The 21,624-nt window shown below is 37.7% G+C and carries 23 protein-coding genes, 1 pseudogene and 1 riboswitch; of the genes and pseudogenes, 15 read left to right on the top strand and 9 right to left on the bottom strand.

Annotation, left to right across the window (positions count from 1 at the left end; translation table 11 throughout):
* Positions 1–76 precede the first annotated feature (76 nt).
* Positions 77–481 (bottom strand): hypothetical protein, encoded by a 405-nt coding sequence (locus BN988_RS07500; RefSeq protein WP_036574731.1) that lies wholly within the window; start codon positions 479–481, stop codon positions 77–79.
* A gap of 129 nt (positions 482–610) precedes the next feature.
* Between BN988_RS07500 and BN988_RS07495 the strand changes: the two genes are divergently transcribed.
* Positions 611–1,759, top strand: coding sequence for an SDH family Clp fold serine proteinase (locus BN988_RS07495; RefSeq protein ID WP_231495202.1), 1,149 nt, complete (start codon positions 611–613; stop codon positions 1,757–1,759).
* An 18-nt stretch (positions 1,760–1,777) separates the two neighbouring features.
* The gene (locus tag BN988_RS18835) at positions 1,778–1,951 is read left to right on the top strand and encodes a hypothetical protein (RefSeq protein WP_155988272.1); all 174 of its coding nucleotides are present in this window, start codon (positions 1,778–1,780) and stop codon (positions 1,949–1,951) included.
* Between the two features lie 19 nt (positions 1,952–1,970).
* On the opposite strand, the gene BN988_RS07490 is transcribed toward BN988_RS18835, so the two are convergent.
* The 3 genes from BN988_RS07490 to BN988_RS07485 are packed head-to-tail and all read right to left on the bottom strand — an operon-like array spanning position 1,971 to position 2,584.
* Positions 1,971–2,180 (bottom strand): hypothetical protein, encoded by a 210-nt coding sequence (locus tag BN988_RS07490; RefSeq protein WP_036574728.1) that lies wholly within the window; start codon positions 2,178–2,180, stop codon positions 1,971–1,973.
* A gap of 60 nt (positions 2,181–2,240) precedes the next feature.
* Positions 2,241–2,375 carry a hypothetical protein gene (locus BN988_RS19280; protein ID WP_261796565.1) on the bottom strand — a complete coding sequence of 45 codons (135 nt, stop codon included), beginning with the start codon at positions 2,373–2,375 and terminating at the stop codon, positions 2,241–2,243.
* Between the two features lie 2 nt (positions 2,376–2,377).
* Entirely contained in the window at positions 2,378–2,584 is a 207-nt protein-coding gene (locus BN988_RS07485) for a hypothetical protein (RefSeq protein ID WP_036574726.1), read from the bottom strand.
* A gap of 336 nt (positions 2,585–2,920) precedes the next feature.
* Here BN988_RS07485 and BN988_RS07480 point away from each other — a divergent pair, with 336 nt between their 5' ends.
* From BN988_RS07480 to BN988_RS07465, 4 genes are all read left to right on the top strand, one after another.
* Entirely contained in the window at positions 2,921–4,054 is a 1,134-nt protein-coding gene (locus tag BN988_RS07480) for an FtsK/SpoIIIE domain-containing protein (RefSeq protein ID WP_051557735.1), read from the top strand.
* Complete coding sequence (locus BN988_RS07475) at positions 3,993–4,595, top strand: replication-relaxation family protein (RefSeq protein WP_036574724.1); 603 nt, start codon at positions 3,993–3,995, stop codon at positions 4,593–4,595. Before BN988_RS07480 ends, BN988_RS07475 begins: the two co-directional genes overlap by 62 nt.
* A gap of 21 nt (positions 4,596–4,616) precedes the next feature.
* Positions 4,617–4,997, top strand: coding sequence for a hypothetical protein (locus BN988_RS07470; protein WP_036574721.1), 381 nt, complete (start codon positions 4,617–4,619; stop codon positions 4,995–4,997).
* Positions 4,998–5,404: 407 nt separating this feature from the next.
* The gene (locus BN988_RS07465; RefSeq protein ID WP_036574718.1) at positions 5,405–6,418 is read left to right on the top strand and encodes a Gfo/Idh/MocA family protein; all 1,014 of its coding nucleotides are present in this window, start codon (positions 5,405–5,407) and stop codon (positions 6,416–6,418) included.
* A gap of 228 nt (positions 6,419–6,646) precedes the next feature.
* Here BN988_RS07465 and BN988_RS07460 read toward each other — a convergent pair.
* Positions 6,647–7,964, bottom strand: a pseudogene (locus tag BN988_RS07460) (TrkH family potassium uptake protein).
* Positions 7,965–8,378: 414 nt separating this feature from the next.
* Between BN988_RS07460 and BN988_RS07455 the strand changes: the two are divergent.
* The 8 genes from BN988_RS07455 (at position 8,379) to BN988_RS18830 (ending at position 17,136) form a co-directional block, all read left to right on the top strand.
* Positions 8,379–9,194, top strand: a complete 816-nt coding sequence (locus BN988_RS07455) for a sulfite exporter TauE/SafE family protein (RefSeq protein WP_036574715.1) — start codon at positions 8,379–8,381, stop codon at positions 9,192–9,194.
* Positions 9,195–9,206: 12 nt separating this feature from the next.
* On the top strand, positions 9,207–10,610 hold the full coding sequence (locus BN988_RS07450) for a bifunctional metallophosphatase/5'-nucleotidase (protein WP_036574713.1): 1,404 nt from the start codon (positions 9,207–9,209) through the stop codon (positions 10,608–10,610).
* A gap of 209 nt (positions 10,611–10,819) precedes the next feature.
* Positions 10,820–11,122 (top strand): YunC family protein, encoded by a 303-nt coding sequence (locus BN988_RS07445; RefSeq protein ID WP_036574712.1) that lies wholly within the window; start codon positions 10,820–10,822, stop codon positions 11,120–11,122.
* A 197-nt stretch (positions 11,123–11,319) separates the two neighbouring features.
* Positions 11,320–12,405 carry an HD-GYP domain-containing protein gene (locus BN988_RS07440; protein WP_036574709.1) on the top strand — a complete coding sequence of 362 codons (1,086 nt, stop codon included), beginning with the start codon at positions 11,320–11,322 and terminating at the stop codon, positions 12,403–12,405.
* Between the two features lie 58 nt (positions 12,406–12,463).
* Positions 12,464–13,255, top strand: a complete 792-nt coding sequence (gene yunB, locus BN988_RS07435) for a sporulation protein YunB (RefSeq protein ID WP_036574707.1) — start codon at positions 12,464–12,466, stop codon at positions 13,253–13,255.
* Positions 13,256–13,306: 51 nt separating this feature from the next.
* A riboswitch (Lysine riboswitch) is annotated at positions 13,307–13,481 on the top strand.
* Positions 13,482–13,644: 163 nt separating this feature from the next.
* The gene (locus tag BN988_RS07430; protein ID WP_036574704.1) at positions 13,645–15,204 is read left to right on the top strand and encodes a Na+/H+ antiporter NhaC family protein; all 1,560 of its coding nucleotides are present in this window, start codon (positions 13,645–13,647) and stop codon (positions 15,202–15,204) included.
* Between the two features lie 299 nt (positions 15,205–15,503).
* Positions 15,504–17,036, top strand: a complete 1,533-nt coding sequence (locus BN988_RS07425; RefSeq protein WP_036574702.1) for a sodium-dependent transporter — start codon at positions 15,504–15,506, stop codon at positions 17,034–17,036.
* Position 17,037: 1 nt separating this feature from the next.
* Positions 17,038–17,136 carry a methionine/alanine import family NSS transporter small subunit gene (locus BN988_RS18830; RefSeq protein ID WP_119575406.1) on the top strand — a complete coding sequence of 33 codons (99 nt, stop codon included), beginning with the start codon at positions 17,038–17,040 and terminating at the stop codon, positions 17,134–17,136.
* Positions 17,137–17,479: 343 nt separating this feature from the next.
* Here BN988_RS18830 and BN988_RS07420 read toward each other — a convergent pair whose 3' ends face one another.
* Positions 17,480–18,439, bottom strand: coding sequence for a M23 family metallopeptidase (locus tag BN988_RS07420; RefSeq protein ID WP_036574699.1), 960 nt, complete (start codon positions 18,437–18,439; stop codon positions 17,480–17,482).
* A 263-nt stretch (positions 18,440–18,702) separates the two neighbouring features.
* Entirely contained in the window at positions 18,703–19,290 is a 588-nt protein-coding gene (locus BN988_RS07415) for a YhcN/YlaJ family sporulation lipoprotein (RefSeq protein ID WP_036574697.1), read from the bottom strand.
* 129 nt (positions 19,291–19,419) lie between these two features.
* Here BN988_RS07415 and BN988_RS07410 point away from each other — a divergent pair, with 129 nt between their 5' ends.
* Entirely contained in the window at positions 19,420–19,719 is a 300-nt protein-coding gene (locus BN988_RS07410; RefSeq protein ID WP_036574694.1) for a YutD family protein, read from the top strand.
* Between the two features lie 114 nt (positions 19,720–19,833).
* Here BN988_RS07410 and BN988_RS07405 read toward each other — a convergent pair whose 3' ends face one another.
* Together BN988_RS07405 and BN988_RS07400 are read right to left on the bottom strand one after the other, a co-directional pair.
* A complete protein-coding gene (locus BN988_RS07405; protein WP_036574692.1) occupies positions 19,834–20,088 on the bottom strand; it encodes a hypothetical protein in 255 nt (84 codons plus the stop codon).
* Positions 20,089–20,155: 67 nt separating this feature from the next.
* Entirely contained in the window at positions 20,156–21,601 is a 1,446-nt protein-coding gene (locus BN988_RS07400; RefSeq protein WP_036574689.1) for an amidase, read from the bottom strand.
* Between the last annotated feature and the right edge of the window lie 23 nt (positions 21,602–21,624).

The following is a 21,624-nucleotide window of genomic DNA, read 5'->3' as shown; positions in this document are numbered from 1 at the left end:
TGACAAGTAAATACAGTAATTAAATTTATTTATTTCATGAAAAAAAGCCCTGCATAATGGGCTTTAATCAAATAATTTATAACATATCTTTTTTAGAAAAATCCTTAATGAAATCCTGATCCGTTTTCAAAGATTCCTCATACCAACCAACTTCAAAATCAGTGGCACGATTCCCTTTTAAATATGTCCGTATTAAGGCAGTAGTCATATCCTTTAATTGATCGGAAGTATATTCATACGTTTGATCACCCGCCGCATATCTCCTCACATTATCTTCCTTATAAGCATTGACTCTAACTTTATGCTTACCAATCAACTGACGCTTAATGTCGTTGTGACGTTGTTGCATTTGCCCGATAACATGATCTATTTTACTCCAATAGATATTAAGCGCATTACGCCCTTTCAATAATTCGCGGTCATGCTGCAGGGTTTTTATCGCCATTGGTAAGATGATGTATTCTTTTATTAGTTCTTGCATTTGAGTCACCCTTATAGAATGTTTGTTCCTATTTTAATTGTTACCAATAATTTTTTCAATTTTTTTTTGCAACTTGCAGGACTTTATACTTACTACCTAGAATATAGTCTTAAAAGGGGGAGGTTAATAGTGGGGTTTTATTGGGAATACATAGAAAAGAAAATGTCATTCGAGGAAATAACACAAGAAAGAAAGAAACAGTTAAAAAGAATTTCAACCATTAGAAACAATAGGGATATAATTGTTTACGCAGCAGATTATAGTAAAGGTCAGGCACCCATATCTATATTGTATGAAGACTTAGCGCCTTTTAATGATCAGTTGTCAAATTTAAACGGTAAGGCAGTTGACTTGATTTTAGAAACGCCTGGAGGGTCTGGAGAAGTAGCAGAAGATATAGTAAAAACGTTAAGAAATAAATACGACAATGTATCTGTAATTATACCTGGCTGGGCAAAGAGTGCTGGAACAATTATAGCTATGGCTAGTGATGATATTCTCATGGACACTACCTCTGCATTAGGGCCAATTGATGCACAATTAACTTGGCAGGGAAAAACCTTTTCCGCTGATGCTTTGTTAAAGGGTTTTGAAAAGATTAAACGTGAAGTAGATGAGAAGCAATTTCTAAATCAAGCATACATACCAATACTACAAGGTATTTCTCCAGGGGAATTAGAAAGCGCACAAAATTCACTCGATTTTGCTAAGGATTTAGTCAGAGATTGGCTAATTTCATATAAATTTAAGGATTGGAATGTTCACTCATCTACAGGGGAAGAAGTCACATCCGAAGAAAAAAGAGTTAGAGCTAATGAAATAGCAACTGAACTATGTAACCATGAAAAATGGAAAACACATGGGAAATCGTTAAGAATTAAAGATTTGGAAGAAATGGGTTTAAAGATAAACAATTATGAAGATAATAATGATCTTAACGATGCAATTTCTCGATATAAAGCTTTATTAAATATGAGTTTTGATACCAATATATTTAAAGTAATTGAAACATCTGATACTCAAATATATAGGCACCTCAACTCAGAGGCACCTCCTCAATCGGACAATGATGTATTATTTGCTGGAATAGAGTGTGGGAAATGTAAGTATAAAAACAATATCCAGATAAATCTTGATACAGCAAAACCTGTTAAAAAGGGCTTTAAAACAATTTCAAAAGATAAATCAATTATCTGTGAACAATGTTCAACAAATATTAATTTAGAAGGATTTATTAATGACGTTCAGGCACAGACGAGAAAAAATGTGATACTATAATATTAGGAGGAATGAAAAATGAACAAGATGGATTACAGTGTTGTTTTCAATGAGTTAGATAGGATTCAAGCCGGAGAAAACTATAACCACAAACTAAAAACAACAATTAATCACAGTGAAGAAATTAAGGAGTTACAAAAACTCTCTGAAGAAATTAAAAGACCTCATTATGTAGTAACTAGTTCATCATAATAACCAATCAAGCTAACCCTCATTCCGAGGGTTTTTTCTTTTGAACTATTATAACCTCACCAGACAACTCCGCACACAACCGATCACATTCCTTAGTAGTCAGATCACTTCTCAATACAAGCTCACTCATACCTGCATCCGTAAACTCACCGTAGTAATCTTGTTCCATTCTCTCCATATCCCTTAAAGTTCCAAACCCAGCAATGTGTCCAGGTAACTTTTTCTCCATAATAAAATCCCCTCCTAACCCTATAATCGAATATGGGTAGCTAGAGGGGGCATTAGAAAATCAGTTTTTTTCTTCAACCTTTTCCATTACTTTATTTAGCCGAGTGATCTGTCTTTTAAGAACGGCTTGATGTTCTTTGTCTGTGGTTTTAACAAGTTCATCGAGCAATTTTTGTTCTGCAGTATATAACTCCATCGTTAAATCTCCTTTTCGTAAAAGTCATCTACTTTGCATTCGAGCAAGTCTGCTAATTCTACTGCCTTAAGTAATGGTAATGGTGTTTCTTCTAATAACCATCTTCTGAAGGTAGTAATAGACGTGTCCAGTTTCTTCGCAATGTAACCTTTCTTTAATCCACTCTCTTTTATCAACTCTTCTATCCTATCCACATTTATCTTATACATTTCATCACCTATATACTTATTCTCTCCAAATCTGCAAATACCTTTACACATTTTCTTTTATTTTTTTGTTCAAATATGAATAATTTATTGTTCGCTGGATATACTATGACTATAAACGAATATACAAACGAATCAGCGTACGCATATACACCCGCATATGCAGTAGCACCTCACTAGGAACTTTTCCCAGAGAACTCACTCATTCCACTCGTTCTTTCTCTTTTATGCCCAAGAAAAAATTATCTGTCTATCGCTCTCAAACTACCATTCTACCAACAACCGCATATTCGTTTGGCAATACACTTACCGCATATCAAAACGAATAGAGGTGCGCATATGGATTTATTAATTGGTGGGGGCTTGGCCGCCTTTACAATTTACGCTGCTGCAAAGTGGCAAAAAAGTGACCAGGATAAGATACAACACACATTCAAAAATATTGGCTATCTGGTTAAAGATAAGACTCCTAAATTGTTTAAAACCACCAGATCAGATACCTACATGTTATACACGTATCACGTTCCTTTTGGCCTTGTTGATGATCCAAAGCTTCAAGTGTTGGAAAAGGTACTCAACAAACCAGTAAAGATATCCTTTGTAAATACGAAGCTCCATATTAAGGTGTTTAATCAGCAATTGCCTAAACTTATTGATTATGACTGGAAACCTACAGAAAGGTGGAACATACCGATCGGTAAATCATATAACGGATCTATTTTACACGACTTCGATAAGATACCACACATGACCATTGCTGGTATGACCAGGCAGGGGAAGACCGTGTTATTAAAATTAATCTTTGCACATCTTATTTTAAATAATCCAGATGACGTGGAATTTTACATCATTGATCTAAAAGGCGGTCTAGAATTTGGAGAATATGAAAATATGAAACAAGTCAAGTTTGTCGCTAGTGATGTAGATGAAGCTGAACAATGCTTATCAAGTGTTATGGATAAGGTTAAAGAAGATATGAGGTATTTTAAAGCAAAGGGGTACAGAAATATTGTAGACACGAAAATCAAACGCAGGCGATTTGTAATTGTGGATGAAGGTGCACAATTAACTCCGAGTAAACATCACACAAAAGAGCAGCGTAAGAAATTTGACTACTGCCAGTATACTTTAGGTGAGATATCGAGAATTTCGGGCGCACTTGGAACAAGGCTTATATTTGGAAATCAGTATCCTACCGTGGATAACTTGCCACGTGAAGTTAAACAAAATTCTGATGCAAAAATAAGTTTTCGTTTACCCACTGAAATAGCTTCAAGGGTTGCAATCGATGAACATGGTGCAGAGAAATTAAACAACGCGGGTAGAGCTATCTATCGCACGCACGAGAAACACATCATGCAAGTGCCTTATATTGACGATAAAGACATATCGGAAAGGTTAGGTGTATATAATGTTAGCTCAGCAAGCCCGGAAACAACATCGAGAAGAGAAGATACTGTCGAGTTTGGATGAACTTGTTTATGCCACCAGAGAGCAGCTGCAGGTGATTAATAACCTTGGTGGAGATCGTAACGCACAGCGCATATTACAGCGAATGGAACAAGATAATCTTATTAAAGCCTTGCGTTATGAAAGAAAAATATACCGTCTTAGTAGCAGAGGAAGACATCAGATTGGTTCTACACAAGATGAACCTAAAACATCCTGGATCACCCACACAATAATGCGTAATGATTTGTACATTAAATTAGGTATGCCGGGGGACTGGCGCAAAGAGGTGCCTGTTAAATGGGGGGATAATAAATTAATACCAGATGCCACTTTTAAACGATCTAGTGAGTTTCATTTTGTAGAGATAGACAATCAACAATCCATGCGAACCAACATTGAGAAGATTAAGAAGTATAAGGATCTCTCTAGAGTTATATTCGGCCAATACAATCACACGCCTACGTTGGTCTGGTATACAGTCTCACCTGTAAGAGAGAAAAAATTAAAAGAAACTTGTGAAACTTTAGGAGTTAAGTATCGTATTTATGGTAATATGAGGTAAAAGTCATTAGGGGGTTCTTTAGTGAAGAAGTTTTTATTGGTATCAGTTATTGTTTTATTCTTAGCAGCATGCGGGGAGAGCAAAGGGGCCTCAACTGTCCATGAGAATATAAGTGAAGATATGGCAAACGATACAGAACAGATATTGAACACAATGGATACTGCTATTGAAGAAAATAGATCATTGTCTGAGCATGAATTGTCTGTCTTTAATCATTATCTTGCTGAATATAACGGTAAAAAAGATGTTGGTAATCTAACCGGAGAAGAAGAAATATTATTGATAACTACATCAAAGATAGTTGAGACTCCAGAAATATACATGACGCTTGAAAGCGATAAAGAAAATTACGAGACTTTAAAAACGCAAATCCAGAACATAATAAAAACTGGGGAATTTTAAAAAAAGAGAGTAAGTCCCCTCTCTTTTTAATTCTAGGCTGCTAACGAAAATGATAATGATTCTTTTCAAAAGTGTTTTTCATAGGTAATCTTTGTTTGCGAAAACGTTGATATAACGGCAATGGGTTCATTTTGAATCAACCATTTCACTATATGATAATAGAGATGGAAGGTTCAATCGGCTAACATCATTAAACCCTTGTCACCACTCTGTTTGTGACAAGGGTATTTTTATAAACTTGCCCACCAATTATGGCAAGTTGTACCCCATTAAAATGTTTTTACAGAACCAATTTTAAAACGAGAAGTGGCCTTTGATGATTACATAAATCTTAGAAGCAATCTATGAGTCTGCAAAAATAGGAAAGGCTGCTATACTTTAACTAACTATATAGGGAGTTGTTATTAATGATTAAAGTAGCATTATTAAGCAGATGGCATGTACATGCCGATGATTATGCTCGAGATATTCAGGAAAATGATAATGTATCAATTAAGTTAGTTTGGGATGAAGAAAGTGACCGGGGTGAAAAATGGGCAAAAGAACTTGGTGTTCCATTTGAACCGGATTTAAACAATGTACTGTCTAATCCAAATATTGATGCAGTTATGGTGAGTACACCGACAAATATGCATAAAGAGATTATTATTGCTGCTGCGAAACATAAAAAACATATTTTCACAGAAAAGGTCTTGGCATTTACTGTGAAAGATTGCGAAGAAATTTATCAGGCAGTCCATGAAGCTGGTGTGGAATTGATGGTTTCCCTGCCAAGACTTACGGACAACAACTATTTATATGCTGAAAAATCAATTAAGGAAGGCTGGGTCGGAAAAGTCACTATGGTTCGTTGTCGTTTCGCTCATAACGGCGGTGTAGCACCTGAAGGCCAAAAATATGGCTGGTTACCTAAACAGTTCTTTAACAAGGAACAAGCTGGTGGTGGGGCTATGATCGATCTGGGTGCCCATCCCATTTATTTAACGAACCGTTTAGCTGGAAAGGCGAAGGGTGTATATGCACGTCTGCAAAAGGCGGTGGGTTCCAGTGTAGATGATAATGCGGCACTTTTAATAGATTACGATACTGGTGCGCTTGGAATAATTGAAACAAGTTTTGTTTCACAAGGTAGTCCTTTCCAATTGGAAGTATACGGTACAGAAGGGACGTTACGTATTAGCGGTGATAAAATAACTATAAATAGTATTCATGTGAATGATAGTAAACAAACAGAAATGACAGAAGCATTAATCGCGTTACCAATGCCAATGGTCCAATGGATTCGTGCAATTGAGTCAAATGAAACACCAACCATTACGAAGGAAGATGTAATCAACCTAACCTTAGTGAATGAAGCTGCATCTAAATCAAATGAGATTGGGGAACGAATTGATATAGAGAAGGATTTTAGGGACTTTTAAATGGACCTAGGGATTTTTCGAAAGCTATTAAAGAACAGGGCTTTTTTCCCACAGAGACAAGAAAACTTATCGAAACTGGTTAACAATACCATTCAAGAAATATAGATAACCTTTAATTCAGACCTCCTATTTTATAGGAGGTCTTTTGCGTTTAAGTATGGGCACTGTCTATGATTCACCTCAAGGAATACTTTTTAAAATCGAACCTATAAACAAACAGTGTATTGTTTACCCTGTAATAATCTCTTCACCAGGGTACTTTATTTTCGTTCTAGCTGGCTTTGCAATTGAGAAGGCTAACGTCAATGGGCCAATTTTTCCAAGGAACATAACAAGGATAATAACAATTTTTCCTGGGATTGTTAATGATCCAGTCAACCCCATAGAAAGTCCAACTGTGCCAAATGCAGAAGTCACCTCGAATAAAATGGCTATAAACGGACTATTTTCTGTTATAGATAAAATAAAGACACCTACGACCAAAAACAACATGCCCAAAAAGGTAATCGCAAGTGCACGCAGTATAATGGATTGTTTAATAGCTCTTTTACTAATCACTAACTCTTCTTTTCCTTTTAGAAAAGAGATAACAGAAAATAAGATAACAATAAAGGAAGTTAGTTTTATGCCCCCCGCTGTGGAAGCACTTCCTGCTCCAATAAACATTAAGAGAATAATAAAGAATATCGTTGGCTCTCTTAAGCTAGCAGTATCTAATGAATTAAAGCCAGCAGTACGTGGTGTGACCCCTTGAAAGTAAGATGCCCATAATTTATCACTTAAAGTTGTAAGACTACCCAATGTATCTGGGTTTGTATACTCAAGTAAAAATACAATAAACATGGCAGCTACATTTACGAGAAGTGTCCCAACGATCATTAGTTTTGTGTGTAGGGCTAGTTTTTTAAAACGCTTCGTTTTCCAGATATCGACTAAGACAGTAAAGCCTATCCCACCAAGAACAAATAAAGAGGTAATGGCAATATTTATGATTGGATTTCCAACATAGTTCATCAAGCTATCCTGCCATAGTGCAAATCCTGCATTATTAAAAGCTGATATAATGAAATAAGCTGTAATAAATTCCCTTTAACAAGCCAAAGTCTGGAACCCAGGCAAAAGATAATAATATAGCACCCATTAGTTCAATTGTTATTGAAAAAATAAATAAATACTTTATAAGTCTGATGATTCCTCCAAATGAGTTCTGGTTGAGTGATTGCTGTACCACTAGCCTTTTCTTTATACCTATTTTCTTTCCTAGAATCATAGCAATTAACACAGCAAATGACATGATTCCAAGTCCGCCGAGTTGGATTAAAATTAAAATAACCAGTTGGCCAAACAAGGTAAACGATTGCCCCGTATCTATTACAGCTAAGCCAGTAACAGTCATAGCTGAAGTAGAAGTGAAAAATGCATTGATCCAGCTAATTGAACCTACTGTAGCAAATGGTAACTTAAGCAATATACTACCTAAAATTATAGAAATAACAAATACAATAAGTAAAAGTTGAGGGGGTGTACATTTAATTCGTAATCTCACATTAAACTCCTACCTTCTCCAAACTATTATTAACATTCCAATACGTATTGCTAAATAACGAGACTAATAGAGAAACAGTAACAGTTAAACTCTGTTCTAATTTGTCGTCTTCTCAAGAAATAAAAGTATCATAGAAAGAACGAGCCGTTGGAAGTAAAACTTCTCATTTGCATTGCAACTGAAAAAACAGTAGACACTCAGGTGAAATCATTATCGAAAAAAGGTGTGTATGAAATTAAGCTTAAATTACTCCTATTTTGTTACAAAGTCAATAACATTATAACTACTCGTTTAAACGGTATAAAACTGTCAGTACACTATTTAAGTAAGATTATTTACAGGCTTCCTCATTGGGAAAACCCTTCTTTTCATGCTAGTATTAAAGGATAATATAAGAGATAGTAGTGATTATAAATGGTATTTTTACTTTGCATCTTTATTGGGATTATTACAGCTTTTATCGGTGCGTTAATGGGATTAGGGGGAGGCGTAGTACTAATACCGAGTCTCCTATTCTTAGCGCAGATTTCCGAGGCATTTTCCTGGGTGACCCCCCAGTCAGTTGTGGGTATTTCCTTGATTGCAATGGTCTTTACAGCATTATCTTCCACAATTGCTTATTTAAAGAGTGGAAGGGTGGATTATAAGACGGGACTATTGTTTTTAGTGGGAAGTGTTCCCGGAGGTATGATTGGTTCATGGTTGAATCAGTATATAGAAACAGACAACTTTTTACTTTACTTTGGATTATTAATAATTGTTGTCTCTATGGTGTTCTTCCTAAAAAGGGATCCGAGCCAGCCGAAGACATTGCAAGGTAAACCGAGCCGACAAATGGAACTTAATGGAGAGGTCTATACCTATCATGTCCCTATATGGACTGCCTTTTTTGTGTCACTAGTAGTTGGTGCCTTATCCGGTTTATTCGGGATAGGTGGGGGCTCGATTATGGTTCCTGTAATGATTTTGCTATTCGGCATGCCAGCACATATTGCAATTGCAACTTCCATGTTTATGATTTTCTTTGTGAGTATTATCGGGGCAGGATCCCATATTACATTGGGCCATATCGTCTGGGAATATGCCTTTTTGTTCATACCAGGTGCCTGGATTGGTGGCAAGCTCGGAGCAAAAGTGAATCAGCTTCTAACAGGGAAGATACTGGAAGGGATTTTACGTATTGTACTGATTGTAATTGGTATCCGAATGATCTATCAAGGGCTTATGTGAGGAGAATGAGTAATGCAAGAACAACTTCATTTATATTATACAAATGATTTACATAGTAATTTTGAACAATGGCCACGAGTGGTTTCATATCTAAAAGAAGCAAAAGCGAGCAGTTCCACGGAAAACAACTCCACTTGGGTGGTAGATATTGGAGACCATATGGATCGCGTGCATCCCATTTCCGAAGCTTTTATGGGAAAGGCAAATGTTGAACTTTTAAATGATGCTGGCTATGACGTCGTGACTATGGGAAACAACGAAGGGATTACCTTGTCCCATCAAGATTTATTTCATCTTTATGATGAAGCAGAATTTGAAGTGGTCTGTGCTAATTTACATAGTCTAAAAGGGCGAGAGCCAAATTGGTTGAAGCCCACTACTACAATCAAGTCAGTTAACGGAATAAAGGCAGGATTTATTGGACTAACGGCTCCATTTAATGCCTTTTATGAGCTGTTAGATTGGCATGTATCTCCGCATTTTGACATGCTTAAAGCTTGTATAGAAGAGCTAAAAGAGTCCACTGACATCATTATTTTGTTATCCCATTTGGGGCTTAGTGAGGACCAAGAGATTGCCCGTAGGTTTGAAGATATTGATGTAATTATTGGAGGCCATACCCACCATTTGTTAAGAACAGGGGAACATATTAATAATGCCGTCATTACCGCTGCTGGAAAGCATTGCAGTTTTATTGGGGAAGTCATTTTAACGTGGGATCATGACAATGGAAAATTAATCTCTAAAGAAGCCTATGCAACAGACATATCACGCCAGCCTAAAGACTTGCAAACAGAACAAAAACTGCAGCTATTAACAGAAAAGGCTGATTCCATTCTTGGTGAAACGGTGGTTCATTTGGAAAAGTCTATTGATGTGCAGTGGTTTAAACATACCAAGATTATGCAGGAATTAACGGAAACGATAAAAAATTGGACAAGCGCAGATATTGCCATGCTAAATTCAGGTTTACTTCTAGATCAGTTACCTGCTGGGGATATTAGCTACGGTGACATTCATCGAGTCTGTCCTCATCCCATTAATGCCTGTGTGGTAGAGGTGACAGGTAATGAATTAACAGAAGTAGTTAGAGCATGCTTTAAAAAAGATTTTACTGAACTTAAGCTAAAAGGGTTCGGATTTCGAGGAGAAGTACTGGGCAGGATGGTATTTGCTGGTTTGCATGTCCAGACAGCATTTCATGATAATGGCGAGGAATTTGTAAAGGAAGTAAGTCTCCCTGATGGAGACGCGTTGAAATCTGATATTACGTACAGGGTGGCCACTGCGGATACTTTTACATTTGGTCGTCTTCTGCCAGAAGTAGCTAAATCTGAAGTGAAGGACTATTTTCTTCCCGAGTTTCTAAGGGATCATCTTGCCACAACATTAAAAGAGAAGTTCTCGAAAAGTTAAGACTCTCTACTTGATGTCTAGAGTACATTTGCCGGGAGCGGGAAATGTGTGAGTAGCAGAGTATCGGTCATGACCGAGAACATATCGGCTGTGAGCGGTAGGTTATCGCTCGTGAACATTAAGATATTCCGGCAACGAGTAAGTATTGTGTCAAAGCCCCTTTGTTCTGCATACAAATGTAAGGACCAGATGAAGGAGGCTTTGCATAAATGATTACAATCAATCCTCTGGAAGTGGAAGGCATGCATTTTACTGCAATACGTGTTGAACTTCCAAAAACTAACTTGCTGATGATATCCAATGAGGTCGGTTATATTATGTGTGCTGCTCTGGATGTGAACGTATTAAATGAGAAGCTCAAGGATCGCAATGTTATCGCCGGTAGAGCAGTAGGTGTGCGTACGATAGACGACTTATTAAATGCACCTTTGGAAAAAATAACCGATGCATCTAGAACTTATGGATGGGAAGAAGGCATGATTGGTAAAGATGCCTTATTGAAGATATCCTGATAAAATGTCTTCCTCTTAGGGAGGCATTTTTTATTTAATAAAAACGAAGAGGATACATGAACATAATTTTCCAAAACTAATAGCAATTTAGTCTTATTTTTGGTACTATTTTAGTGGGACTTATGTCGAATAAGGCCGAATTTTGTTAGAACTTACATTTTCGTCATTTACTTTGTTGATAGGGGTTAGGAAAAAATATGAGAATTGCCAGCACAAAGAAAATACATGCAGGGACGATACTTGCCCAAACCATTTACAATGAAAATGGCGTGGTTTTAATAAAAAAAGGCATGCGTTTAACAGATAAGCTATTGCGACGGCTTTTAAACAATGGCATTACATACATATACATTGAAGACGGCACAACGCCAGATATAGAAGTTGACCAGACCATTCCTGATAAGTTACGTCTTGAAGCAACCAATATGATTAAAGATACGTTTATCGAGCTGAAAAATGCTGGTTTAGGGCAACGCTCTTATATTCTGGATAAAAGGTCAAAGGAACTTACGAACGTAGTAGAACAGATTTTAAGTAACATACAGGAAAATGAGAAATCTTTGTCACTGTTGGCAGATATTTTTGTCTCTGATAATTATGTTTTTCAACATTCTTTAAATGTGACGATTTATTCGCTAGCTATCGGTGTTGAGTTAAATTATTCAACTAAGCAACTCACAGAAATAGGTGTAGGTGCAATGCTACATGATATTGGAAAAATGTTTATTGACCCAGCAATACTGCAAAAGCCTGATAAGTTATCAGATGAAGAATTCGAAATTATTAAAGGTCATACACAGGTCGGCTATGATTACTTGCGTAAACACCAATACATGCCGACAGTGATCTCTCACTGTGCATATCAGCATCATGAAAGACTGGATGGATCTGGTTACCCGAGAGGCATACAGGGGGAGGAAATCCACACTTATGCAAAAGTAATTGGAATAGCGGACGTGTTTGATGCTGTAACGAGTTCACGAGTTTACCGTGATGCGATGCTGCCACATGAAGGATTAGAAATTCTTTATGCGGGAGCAGTAAATTTATTCGATAAAGAAATGATTGAAGCATTTAAGCGAAGTGTTGTTGCCTATCCAAATGGACTAACGATCGAGTTAAGTGATGGTCGTATTGGAGTCGTGATAAGGCAAAACATTAATTTATGTGATCGTCCGGTTGTTCGAATTTTAGAAGAAAGCGGAAAGCCGGTTGCTAACCCATATGAAGTTAATTTAGAACGTACTGTAAACGTTACAGTAAAAGATGTATTGGTAGATTAATATTTAATTCTAGCCCTTTTAATACAAGCATAAGTTTGTGTTAAGGGGGTTTTTTTACGTGAAATTTAGAAAACGCTATGGTACAAGTAGAGCAACACCTCCAGCAAAAACAGTTTTTCTTTTTACAATTGTATTATTTGGCCTGATGGTTTTACTTAGCATTGTAATTGTTGATAAGAAAATTACACCTGTGTTGATGGATATTGCAGTTGTCAAAACCGAAGAATTTGCAACAAGAACGATTAATGCGGCTGTAAAATCAACGGAAAATATTAGTTTTGATGATCTCATGGATGTAAGAATGGATAATAACGGAAATGTATCTCTTTTAGGTTGGAATTCTGTCGCTGTAAACAGAGCGCTTCGCATTGCAACGAATAAGGCGGAGTACTTTCTTTATGGAATGAATAAAGGAGAAACCTTGGATATAAATGATCCTGAGCTTGACCCAATTGAATATGGGGATACACCAGGAGAATTAGCGAATCAGGACCCAACGGTGGTGGAAATTCCAATTGGCCAGGCAACAGGGAGTACAATTCTTTCTAACTTGGGGCCGAAAATCCCCGTGCACTTTGAAATTGTCGGCAGTATTCAGTCAGACGTTAAATATGAAGAAAGAGAAATTGGACTAAATGGTGCGTTAATCGAAATTTATATCCCTGTTTCTGTTAATGTACAAATAGTAGTTCCATTCACAACCGAAACGACAACAATTAGCACAAAGGTTTATGTTGATTCAAAAGTTATCATGGGAGATGTGCCAGAGTTTTATAATCGTGGTGGAGGAGAAAGTAGTGGAGATGGTCCAAATATTTCCATTCCGCGAAATGACTTGAATAACGACTAAGAGACTGGTAATATTAGATAAGGAAAATTCAATAAGTAAATCTTATCAGATCGGTGAGGTAGAGGAGCGGGCAATATTAGTAATCAGCTGGAGAATGACAACGATGAAAGCTGTGAAAGGGTTGTTTGCCGAAGCATAATAAGGGTCAAACTTATTTATAGCTGGTATATCTTTGAAAAAGGGATATACTGTCATGCATTGGTGTGCATGGAGCACTATTGATCGAAATGGAGGATAACGTATGTTGTAAAGCAATGATAGGTTATTTTCTGTCATTGCTTTTTTGTGCCTTTTTATAATATGGTAATAAATTCCAATATAAACTTGGCAAGCGCGGTATTCATACATTTCCCTTTACTACCGACCAAAAAAATAACGGAGGTAACAGCATGGAAGGGACGATATTTTCACTCATACCGGCAATACTTATGCTTCTTCTTGTATTGCTAACACGAAATATTTATGTATCACTTGGAGTCGGAATTATAGTAGGAGCATTGTTTATTCATCATTTCTCTATTCTCGATTCCTTAAAAGAGATTGGCACAAGTTTTAGCAACATATTTTTTGCAGATGGGGCGCCAAATACTGGGAATCTTCTATTATTAGGTTTCCTATTATTGCTTGGTATTATGACTGCTTTTCTGCAAGCATCGGGAGGTAGTAGAGCATTTGGGCAATGGATGATCCATCGAATTAAAACACGTACTGGATCACAAGCCATGACAGGTGTACTCGGATTAATTATTTTTATTGATGATTATTTTAACAGTCTTGCAGTGGGACAAATAGCAAGACCATTGACTGATCGACATAAAGTATCTAGGGCGAAGCTTGCCTATTTAATCGACTCTACTTCGGCTCCGGTTACCGTAATTTCCCCAATATCTAGCTGGGGCGCTTATATCATTGGAATAATTGGTGGATTGTTAGCAGCAAATGAGATTACCGATATTCGTCCATTAGAGGCTTTTATACAAATGATCCCATTAAACCTATACGCTTTGGGAGCTGTATTGCTCGTATTCATTGTGGCATATTTCAAGCTGGATATTGGACCAATGCGTACCCATGAAAAGCGTGCAATGGAAACAGGGGAGTTAGTTGACCCTGAACAGAAAAACGTACCAGGCGATCTTGGAAACAAAATTTCCGCACATACTAACGGGAGAATTTATCATCTGTTAGTTCCTATCATTGTATTAATTCTCGCAACCGTTTTAGCAATGATCTTTACAGGGGCAGCTGCATCAGGTTCTAATGTAACCATCTTAACCATTTTCTCTAATACTAATGTTAACTTATCGTTATTTGTTGGTGGGGTTGCTGCTGTGCTTACTGCTCTGTTATTCCATCTTCAGCAAAGTAAACCAAGAGAAAATTTAGTTAAAGTAATCGTGGAAGGCGTAAAAACGATGCTTCCTGCTATCTATATCCTCGTTTTAGCTTGGATGATCGGTTCTATAATTGGAACGTTGGAGACAGGTCAGTACTTGGCTCAATTAGTAAATGACGCTTCTATAAGTTCGTCGATGCTGCCGCTATTATTCTTCCTGATCTCAGGATTTATGGCATTGGCAACTGGGACTTCATGGGGGACATTTGGCATCATGCTACCAATTGCAGCGGAGGTAGCGGCAGTAACAGATACAACAATGTTGTTACCATCACTGGCTGCAGTACTTGCTGGTTCGGTTTTCGGTGACCATTGTACACCAATTTCAGATACAACTATTCTTTCGTCTACAGGGGCGGGAAGCAACCATATTGATCATGTTCTAACACAGCTCCCATATGCTATCATTGTAGCCGTTACTGCTAGTATTGGATATTTACTAATTGGGTTAATGAATCAAGTATGGCTACCACTGTTGATCACGCTTTTGATTATAATCTTAATTAGTATCTTCTTGAATTTCCTATCCAAAACAGCTACTCAGAAAGAGTAAAGGGAATTCGAGCGGTTTTCTTAAACGAAATTCTTTATAAAGGTTTCTATAATAATATTGAAGCTGAACGACTTTTCGATTCTAAAATGTATCGGAAGGTCGTTCCTTTTTATATTAGGGAATCATAGGAACATTCTTAGGGGTAAAAATGGAGTAGGATAAAAATTCCTTTGACATAGGTAGTTTGTACCTTTATAATACAAACATAAATATCTGAAAAAAACAAACATTTTAAACATTCCTTTCTTATGCAGGACATACAATTACGAAGAAAGGAATAAAAAAGGGGAGGTCTTATTATGGAATCACGTTCTAACTGGGGGACACGGGCTGGCTTTATTCTAGCAGCTGTCGGTTCTGCTATCGGGCTTGGGAACATCTGGCGTTTTCCAACTGTTGCCTATGAAAACGGTGGTGGGGCATTTTTTATCCCATACTTATTTGCACTACTTACAGCAGGGATACCAATTTTGATTATGGAATTTACAATGGGGCACAAGCATCGTGGATCAGCACCGTTAACATTTAAGCGAATAAATAAAAAGTCGGAATTTATCGGTTGGTGGGCAGTACTTGTAGCATTTGTTATATCCACCTATTATGCCGTCATTGTGGCATGGGCTATGTCATATTCTGTGTTTGCTTTTAACCAAAATTGGGGATCAGATACGGAAAGCTTTTTGTTCAATGATTATTTAAAGTTAGCTGCACCTGGTGAAATTGGCGGAATTGTTCCAGGCGTATTTATCCCACTTGTTATTGTATGGGTGTTAGTACTAGGAATCTTATTTAAAGGCGTTAAGAAGGGTATTGAAATTGCGAACAGGATTTTTATTCCTGCATTGGTCATTATTTTTCTTATTATTGTTATCCGTGCAGTAACCCTTCCTGGAGCCATTGATGGATTACAGGCATTCTTTGCCCCAGATTTTAGTACGATTTTGTCACCAGACGTTTGGGTTGCGGCATATGGACAGATTTTCTTCAGTCTATCCATTGCGTTTGCGATCATGATCACGTATTCAAGTTATTTGCCTAAAAAATCCGATTTAACGAATAATGCGTTTATCGTTGGTTTCGGTAATTCGAGCTTTGAGTTACTAGCAGGGATTGGGGTTTTCTCTGTACTTGGATTTTTAGCGTCCCAGTCAGGAGTAGGTGTAGACGATGTTGTTGCTGGCGGCGTAGGTTTAGCCTTCGTTGTTTTCCCGGCAATTATAAATGAATTTCCTGGTTTAAACGGACTTTTTGGGTTTCTATTCTTTGCATCACTCGTACTTGCTGGATTAACTTCCTTAATGTCCATAACGGAAACTTATGTTGCGGGTCTTGTTGATAAATTCAAAATTTCCAGAGTGAAGGCAGTGTTCTTTGGGGGAGGATTAGCAGCTTTAATTTCTATTTTATTCTCTACTCAAGGTGGACTTAACTTCCTAGATGCGGTAGATTATTTTATTAACCAATTTGGTGTTGCTTTACTTGGTCTTGTTGAAGTAGTAGTCGTTGCATGGATTTTAAGACAGGTTAAAGAACTGAAAGAGCATGCTAACGAAATTTCCGATATTCGACTAGGCTCTTGGTGGACGATTTGTCTTGCAGTCATTACACCAATTGTACTAGGTTATCAAATGTATCAGTTGTTAACACAAAACCTACTTAAACAATTTGAAACAGAGTCAGGAAACTATGGGAATTACACTGATGCATTTATTATATATGCAGGCTGGTCGGTTGCAGCAGGTGCGCTAGTAATAGGGATTATCCTTTCTCTTACGAAGTGGAAAGGCAATAACCGTGCTGAAGCGGAAGCTAAAGCTAAGGAGGCAAAATAATATGACTGCAGGTGCTATCTTTGTTATGATCCTTGGTATGATTGTCATATGGGGTGGATTGGCTGCAAGTATCACATATGCTGTAAAAAAATCAAAATAAATAACGAAGAGGCTGGGACATAACGTCTCAGCCTTTTTTAAAACCCGAACAATAATAAACAAACTGCTTAATTACCGCTCAGGAAAATACTCCGCTTTCAGTGGGCACGGCCTTAGTCTCCTCAGAAGCAAAGATCGCTTCTTGCGGGGTCTTCGGACTCGTGCTGTTCCCACTGGAGTCTTCGCATTTTTCCTTCGCTAAAGTGTAATCTAGATACCAAATAATCAGGGGGTATCCGTGAATTTCTTCTGTAATGCGCCGTTGAATGTCCTTTTTTTGTTTAATTTTCTTATGTCCAGCCTCTTTTTAATAACCTTATCGTCATTTTTTCGTCTTTTCAGTACTATTTAACCATTCTTTCCCATTTCTTCAAAAAAGGATAGGGATCAAAAGACCATTCGCTGTATCCGTTGTCCTTATACATGCCATAGTGCAAGTGGGGAGGAAACTTACCAGAAGTACCTGGGGGCCCATAACCTGTAGAACCTACACTACCTAGTACATCTCCAGGCTTTACTACCTGTCCAACTTGAATGTCATCTTGATATCCATTCATATGGCCATAATAATGGTATATATTGTAAATGTCTCGTATACCGATACGCCACCCGCCGTATAAGTTCCAACCCATCAGCTCAATAACACCATATGTGGTTGATTTGACTGGTGTCCCATACCCTGCAAAAATATCAGTTCCTTCATGGATACGTAACCCACCAAATCCACGCCTATCTCCCCATGTGCTACGGTAGCTGTAATTGTAATCAGTAGATACTGGGAAGTCTCTATCTGTCAAATTAATCTCTTGGTAAGTCTTAAAAACCTTGGCTGTGTTCATTATCGTCTGGACTGACAAATCACGTTTATAATAATTCCATAACGCAATTTTAATATCCTCCTCTGTCTGACCGTATTCTAACATGTAGTTAGCGATGGTATGAAGAATATCTTCCGGGTTATTAGGGTCCGCGAGTTTGTCCCCGTCCCCATCTTTACCTTTTCCGTTAAAGAACGTAATTAGGTTTTCATCTTGTATCATAGAACTGTTACCTAATCCGTACCATAATTCAGCTGGTACCTCAATTGAAATAACCTTTCCTTCATCTTCTTTTTTTATGTTGCGTTCAAAATTATCCATCGCCGCGAAAAAGTGCCATGGTATTTGTGTGAGTGCTTCGGTTTTCTTAAATAAGGCCATCCGCTCTTTGTATATATCTTTATCTGCTTCGGCATGAACTGTACTGCCAGTAAACAATATAAGGAATATAAGAAGGAAACCTGTATAGAGGTATCGATAGTACAATGTAGTTCACCCTTTTACTTAGAATAGAGTTATTTTTGGTTAGGAAGTGGAATTCTATTCACATAACAAAAGGATCCTCTTGGCATTTAAAGAGGACCCTTCCATATTTTGCATTTACCCCGATGCAACCGTCCGTAAGACTCCCACTTCAAAATATGAAGTGAAACCGTTAGTTTTTAGTGGGAGTAAACGGACGCTAACACCCCGATTCGTTCAACTAACAATCAGTTGGGAAACAAAAACCCACTGATTGAAGTTTCACTTTATTCTTGATTTTTCATTTCTTCTTTTAGGTTATCTTCTTTACCCTGTGGGGATTTTTCCATCTCTTTTATAATCTGATCAATGGTGTTCTCATAACTGCCGTCAGTAGTGCTGGAATTATGCAAGCTTTGTATGTCGTTGATTAAGCTTTCATTATCAGAGACATATATTTCATAATATTGAGGTATAACGGATTGTGCTGTCTTTCTTGCAATATTTGCGGCTTCTTTCTCGTCTACGTCATCAGACTTTTCATAAGCAATGAGTACTTCTTCATCTGTGACAAGTGTTGCAACTTGCTCTAGACCTTCACCGCGTAAGGCAATACGCGTAATAACATTTGCGACTTGTGTACGATCGATGGAAACACCATGCTCCATTTCATCATCATTGTTTACCTGGTCTTTTGTATAATGGACGTAGCCAAGTCTGTCATTTAGTTCTTCATCTTCAGCTGATTGCTGTTCAGCAGAAGGATCAAGCTCGTCTACAATATCATCGCGTTCATCCATGGCGTTTTCATTATTTCCACATGCGCTTAGGCTAAACAAAGTGAGAGCGCCAATTACAAAATGGTTTATTTTCATGTGATTGCTCCTTTTCAGTTTTGTTTCTCTTTTAGTTTGCAATTCTCTACGAAATTCATGCATGAAATTATTTCTGGTTTCCATATGGGGGAATGTGATAAACTTATTACAATATGTGGAGGGAAAGCGATGATTGAAATAAGTGGGAAACAGTATGAGTTGATTGAAAATGTTAAAGAGGGTTTTGATGAAAAAGCACTAAATGAACGTCATTCTGATATCCTTTCGAAATATGACTACATTGTCGGTGATTGGGGCTATGATCAATTGCGGCTAAAAGGATTTTATAGCGATCAGAATCACAAAGCCTCATTGGACGCTAAAATTGGTGCGCTTGACGACTATCTTTACGAGTACTGTAATTTTGGTTGCGCCTATTTTGTGCTTCAAAAGATAAAAGGTGCGAAGCCGAAAAAGTCAGAGGAATGACACACTAGAAAAAATACTTTCGCTTGTATTTCAGGTATTGTATATTTTTCTTATAGTTGAGACTATAAAATTTTAACTGCGCAGTCATACCTAAAAAAAGGAGTAGCAATTTTGCTACTCCTTTTTTTGTATAGGATGGGAAGTTGGTGCTTGACGAGGCACGTCTTTATGCATTGACTTATCTGGGTACACAAACGCACTTTCCCTGTACTGACCTTCTTCCCATGGGGTGGATTTACCTGAAACAGGTTCGGATTCATTTATTGGAGATCCAAACGCTCCCTCTGGAAACTCTTCAGGGATAAGCTTTTTTTGTCTATCCCTTGCATTAGTAAAATCACTATATTTGCCCTTTGGCTCACGTGACATTTTTTCCACTCTCCTCCATCCTACTTTATGAAGGAAAGGGATATTTGAACCGTTCCAAATCTTACCGTTAGTCAGTTGGCTGTGCTGCTACATATCCTCTAAATTTCTTCTCTAGAATTTTACCTAAACGGAAGATCGCATCTTCATTTCCATTTGCTGATATGACTTGTATGCTAATTGGCATATTATTCTCATCGTTCCTTATTGGAACGGTTAAGGATGGTAAGCCCCATACATTGGCATAAGCAATAAACGGCATAAAGTTAAGAAACGTTCTGCGTAAAGAGAATATCTCTTTATAAACTTTTCCGTGCTTTAGCGCACTTGTGTGATAGACGGGGAAGAGGAGCAAACGGTTATGCAAGTACTCGGATAGAAAGTCATCACCTTCAGCCAAGGTTTTTTTTATTTCTTTCACTCTGCTCTTTGATGGCCTGAAAAGCTTTGAACCAAGAATTCCCATGGTTAGATAGGGATCAACGGATGCACGATTTGTTATTTTTTCTCTAAGAAAAGCTTTTACAAGATTGGAGCGATCGTTATGGAATGCTGACTTCTCAATAAGCTCACTGCCTTCACTCGCCAACATTTCCAGCCAAAGCAGGGAGCTTTCTTCAAAGTATGGTGGGATAAATCGATTTGTGGAGAAAGACTCCGTAAGAAATTTTTCGATATTGTCCATCATCTCAATCGTTTTTTCGGAAAGCGGGTAATTGACGGTGCCTGGAAGTACTTCAATTTTAAAAAACTGTAAATAACGATTCGCAGTAGAATGTGGTGATAGTACGGAATATAACAACTCCATGTCCCGTACAGATCTACCCATCGGCCCGATTGTCAGCATTCTTTCCTGTAAGGGAGTAGTTGCCGAAGGGTAATGTCCTGCAGAAGAGCCTCTATACATACCTGGTTTAAAGCCAATTACACCATTAAAATGGGCTGGAAAACGTATGGATCCTCCAATATCAGAACCAATTCCTGCTGGTGATCCTCCTGCAGCAAGAATAGCACCTTCACCGCCGCTTGATCCTCCAGCTGTTCGTGTAAGATCCCATGGATTATTCGTTCTGCCATAGAGCCGATTATCGGTTTCCTGGTTAAAGCAAAGTGCTGGTGTATTTGTTTTACCTAAGATAATTGCGCCTGCGTTTTGTAACCTGGTAATGGCAGGTGCGTCTTCTCTGGAAATTAAATCCTGACGATGTTCCAAGCCACTTGTTGTCTTCATTCCGGCGACGTGAAGAGATTCCTTCACAGTTATCGGTACACCATATAATGGTGGCAGCTGTTTAAGTGTATGCCTTTTTTCATCAAGCGATTTAGCTTCCTTCAAAGCGAGTTCATAGCGATCTTCTACTACTGCGTTAATCGATGGATTAACTTTTTTTTGATGTTCTATATAAATAGATACCACTTCACTACTTGTTACTTTTCTATTCTTAATCCATTCTGCCAAGGCTGTGGCGTCCATCTTTAGTAACTTCTCTTTTAAGACAGAATCAATACTCTCCATTTTGTTTTCTCCTTAGGCAACTT

This window comes from Oceanobacillus picturae, from assembly GCF_000612865.1.
In the GTDB taxonomy this organism is placed as follows: domain Bacteria; phylum Bacillota; class Bacilli; order Bacillales; family Amphibacillaceae; genus Oceanobacillus_B; species Oceanobacillus_B jordanicus.
Note: the sequence above shows the minus strand (reverse complement) of the source record. Positions and strands in the feature narration are given on the sequence as shown.

What these genes read in the sequence shown, in the direction of transcription:
- BN988_RS07500 (WP_036574731.1), bottom strand. Translation starts at nt 481, where the DNA reads ATGCAAGAACTAATAAAAGAATACATCATCTTACCAATGGCGATAAAA.
- BN988_RS18835 (WP_155988272.1), top strand. Translation starts at nt 1,778, where the DNA reads ATGAACAAGATGGATTACAGTGTTGTTTTCAATGAGTTAGATAGGATT.
- BN988_RS07490 (WP_036574728.1), bottom strand. Translation starts at nt 2,180, where the DNA reads ATGGAGAAAAAGTTACCTGGACACATTGCTGGGTTTGGAACTTTAAGG.
- BN988_RS19280 (WP_261796565.1), bottom strand. Translation starts at nt 2,375, where the DNA reads ATGGAGTTATATACTGCAGAACAAAAATTGCTCGATGAACTTGTTAAA.
- BN988_RS07485 (WP_036574726.1), bottom strand. Translation starts at nt 2,584, where the DNA reads ATGTATAAGATAAATGTGGATAGGATAGAAGAGTTGATAAAAGAGAGT.
- BN988_RS07480 (WP_051557735.1), top strand. Translation starts at nt 2,921, where the DNA reads ATGGATTTATTAATTGGTGGGGGCTTGGCCGCCTTTACAATTTACGCT.
- BN988_RS07475 (WP_036574724.1), top strand. Translation starts at nt 3,993, where the DNA reads ATGTTAGCTCAGCAAGCCCGGAAACAACATCGAGAAGAGAAGATACTG.
- BN988_RS07465 (WP_036574718.1), top strand. Translation starts at nt 5,405, where the DNA reads ATGATTAAAGTAGCATTATTAAGCAGATGGCATGTACATGCCGATGAT.
- BN988_RS07455 (WP_036574715.1), top strand. Translation starts at nt 8,379, where the DNA reads ATGGTATTTTTACTTTGCATCTTTATTGGGATTATTACAGCTTTTATC.
- BN988_RS07450 (WP_036574713.1), top strand. Translation starts at nt 9,207, where the DNA reads ATGCAAGAACAACTTCATTTATATTATACAAATGATTTACATAGTAAT.
- BN988_RS07445 (WP_036574712.1), top strand. Translation starts at nt 10,820, where the DNA reads ATGATTACAATCAATCCTCTGGAAGTGGAAGGCATGCATTTTACTGCA.
- BN988_RS07440 (WP_036574709.1), top strand. Translation starts at nt 11,320, where the DNA reads ATGAGAATTGCCAGCACAAAGAAAATACATGCAGGGACGATACTTGCC.
- BN988_RS07430 (WP_036574704.1), top strand. Translation starts at nt 13,645, where the DNA reads ATGGAAGGGACGATATTTTCACTCATACCGGCAATACTTATGCTTCTT.
- BN988_RS07425 (WP_036574702.1), top strand. Translation starts at nt 15,504, where the DNA reads ATGGAATCACGTTCTAACTGGGGGACACGGGCTGGCTTTATTCTAGCA.
- BN988_RS18830 (WP_119575406.1), top strand. Translation starts at nt 17,038, where the DNA reads ATGACTGCAGGTGCTATCTTTGTTATGATCCTTGGTATGATTGTCATA.
- BN988_RS07415 (WP_036574697.1), bottom strand. Translation starts at nt 19,290, where the DNA reads ATGAAAATAAACCATTTTGTAATTGGCGCTCTCACTTTGTTTAGCCTA.
- BN988_RS07410 (WP_036574694.1), top strand. Translation starts at nt 19,420, where the DNA reads ATGATTGAAATAAGTGGGAAACAGTATGAGTTGATTGAAAATGTTAAA.
- BN988_RS07405 (WP_036574692.1), bottom strand. Translation starts at nt 20,088, where the DNA reads ATGTCACGTGAGCCAAAGGGCAAATATAGTGATTTTACTAATGCAAGG.
- BN988_RS07400 (WP_036574689.1), bottom strand. Translation starts at nt 21,601, where the DNA reads ATGGAGAGTATTGATTCTGTCTTAAAAGAGAAGTTACTAAAGATGGAC.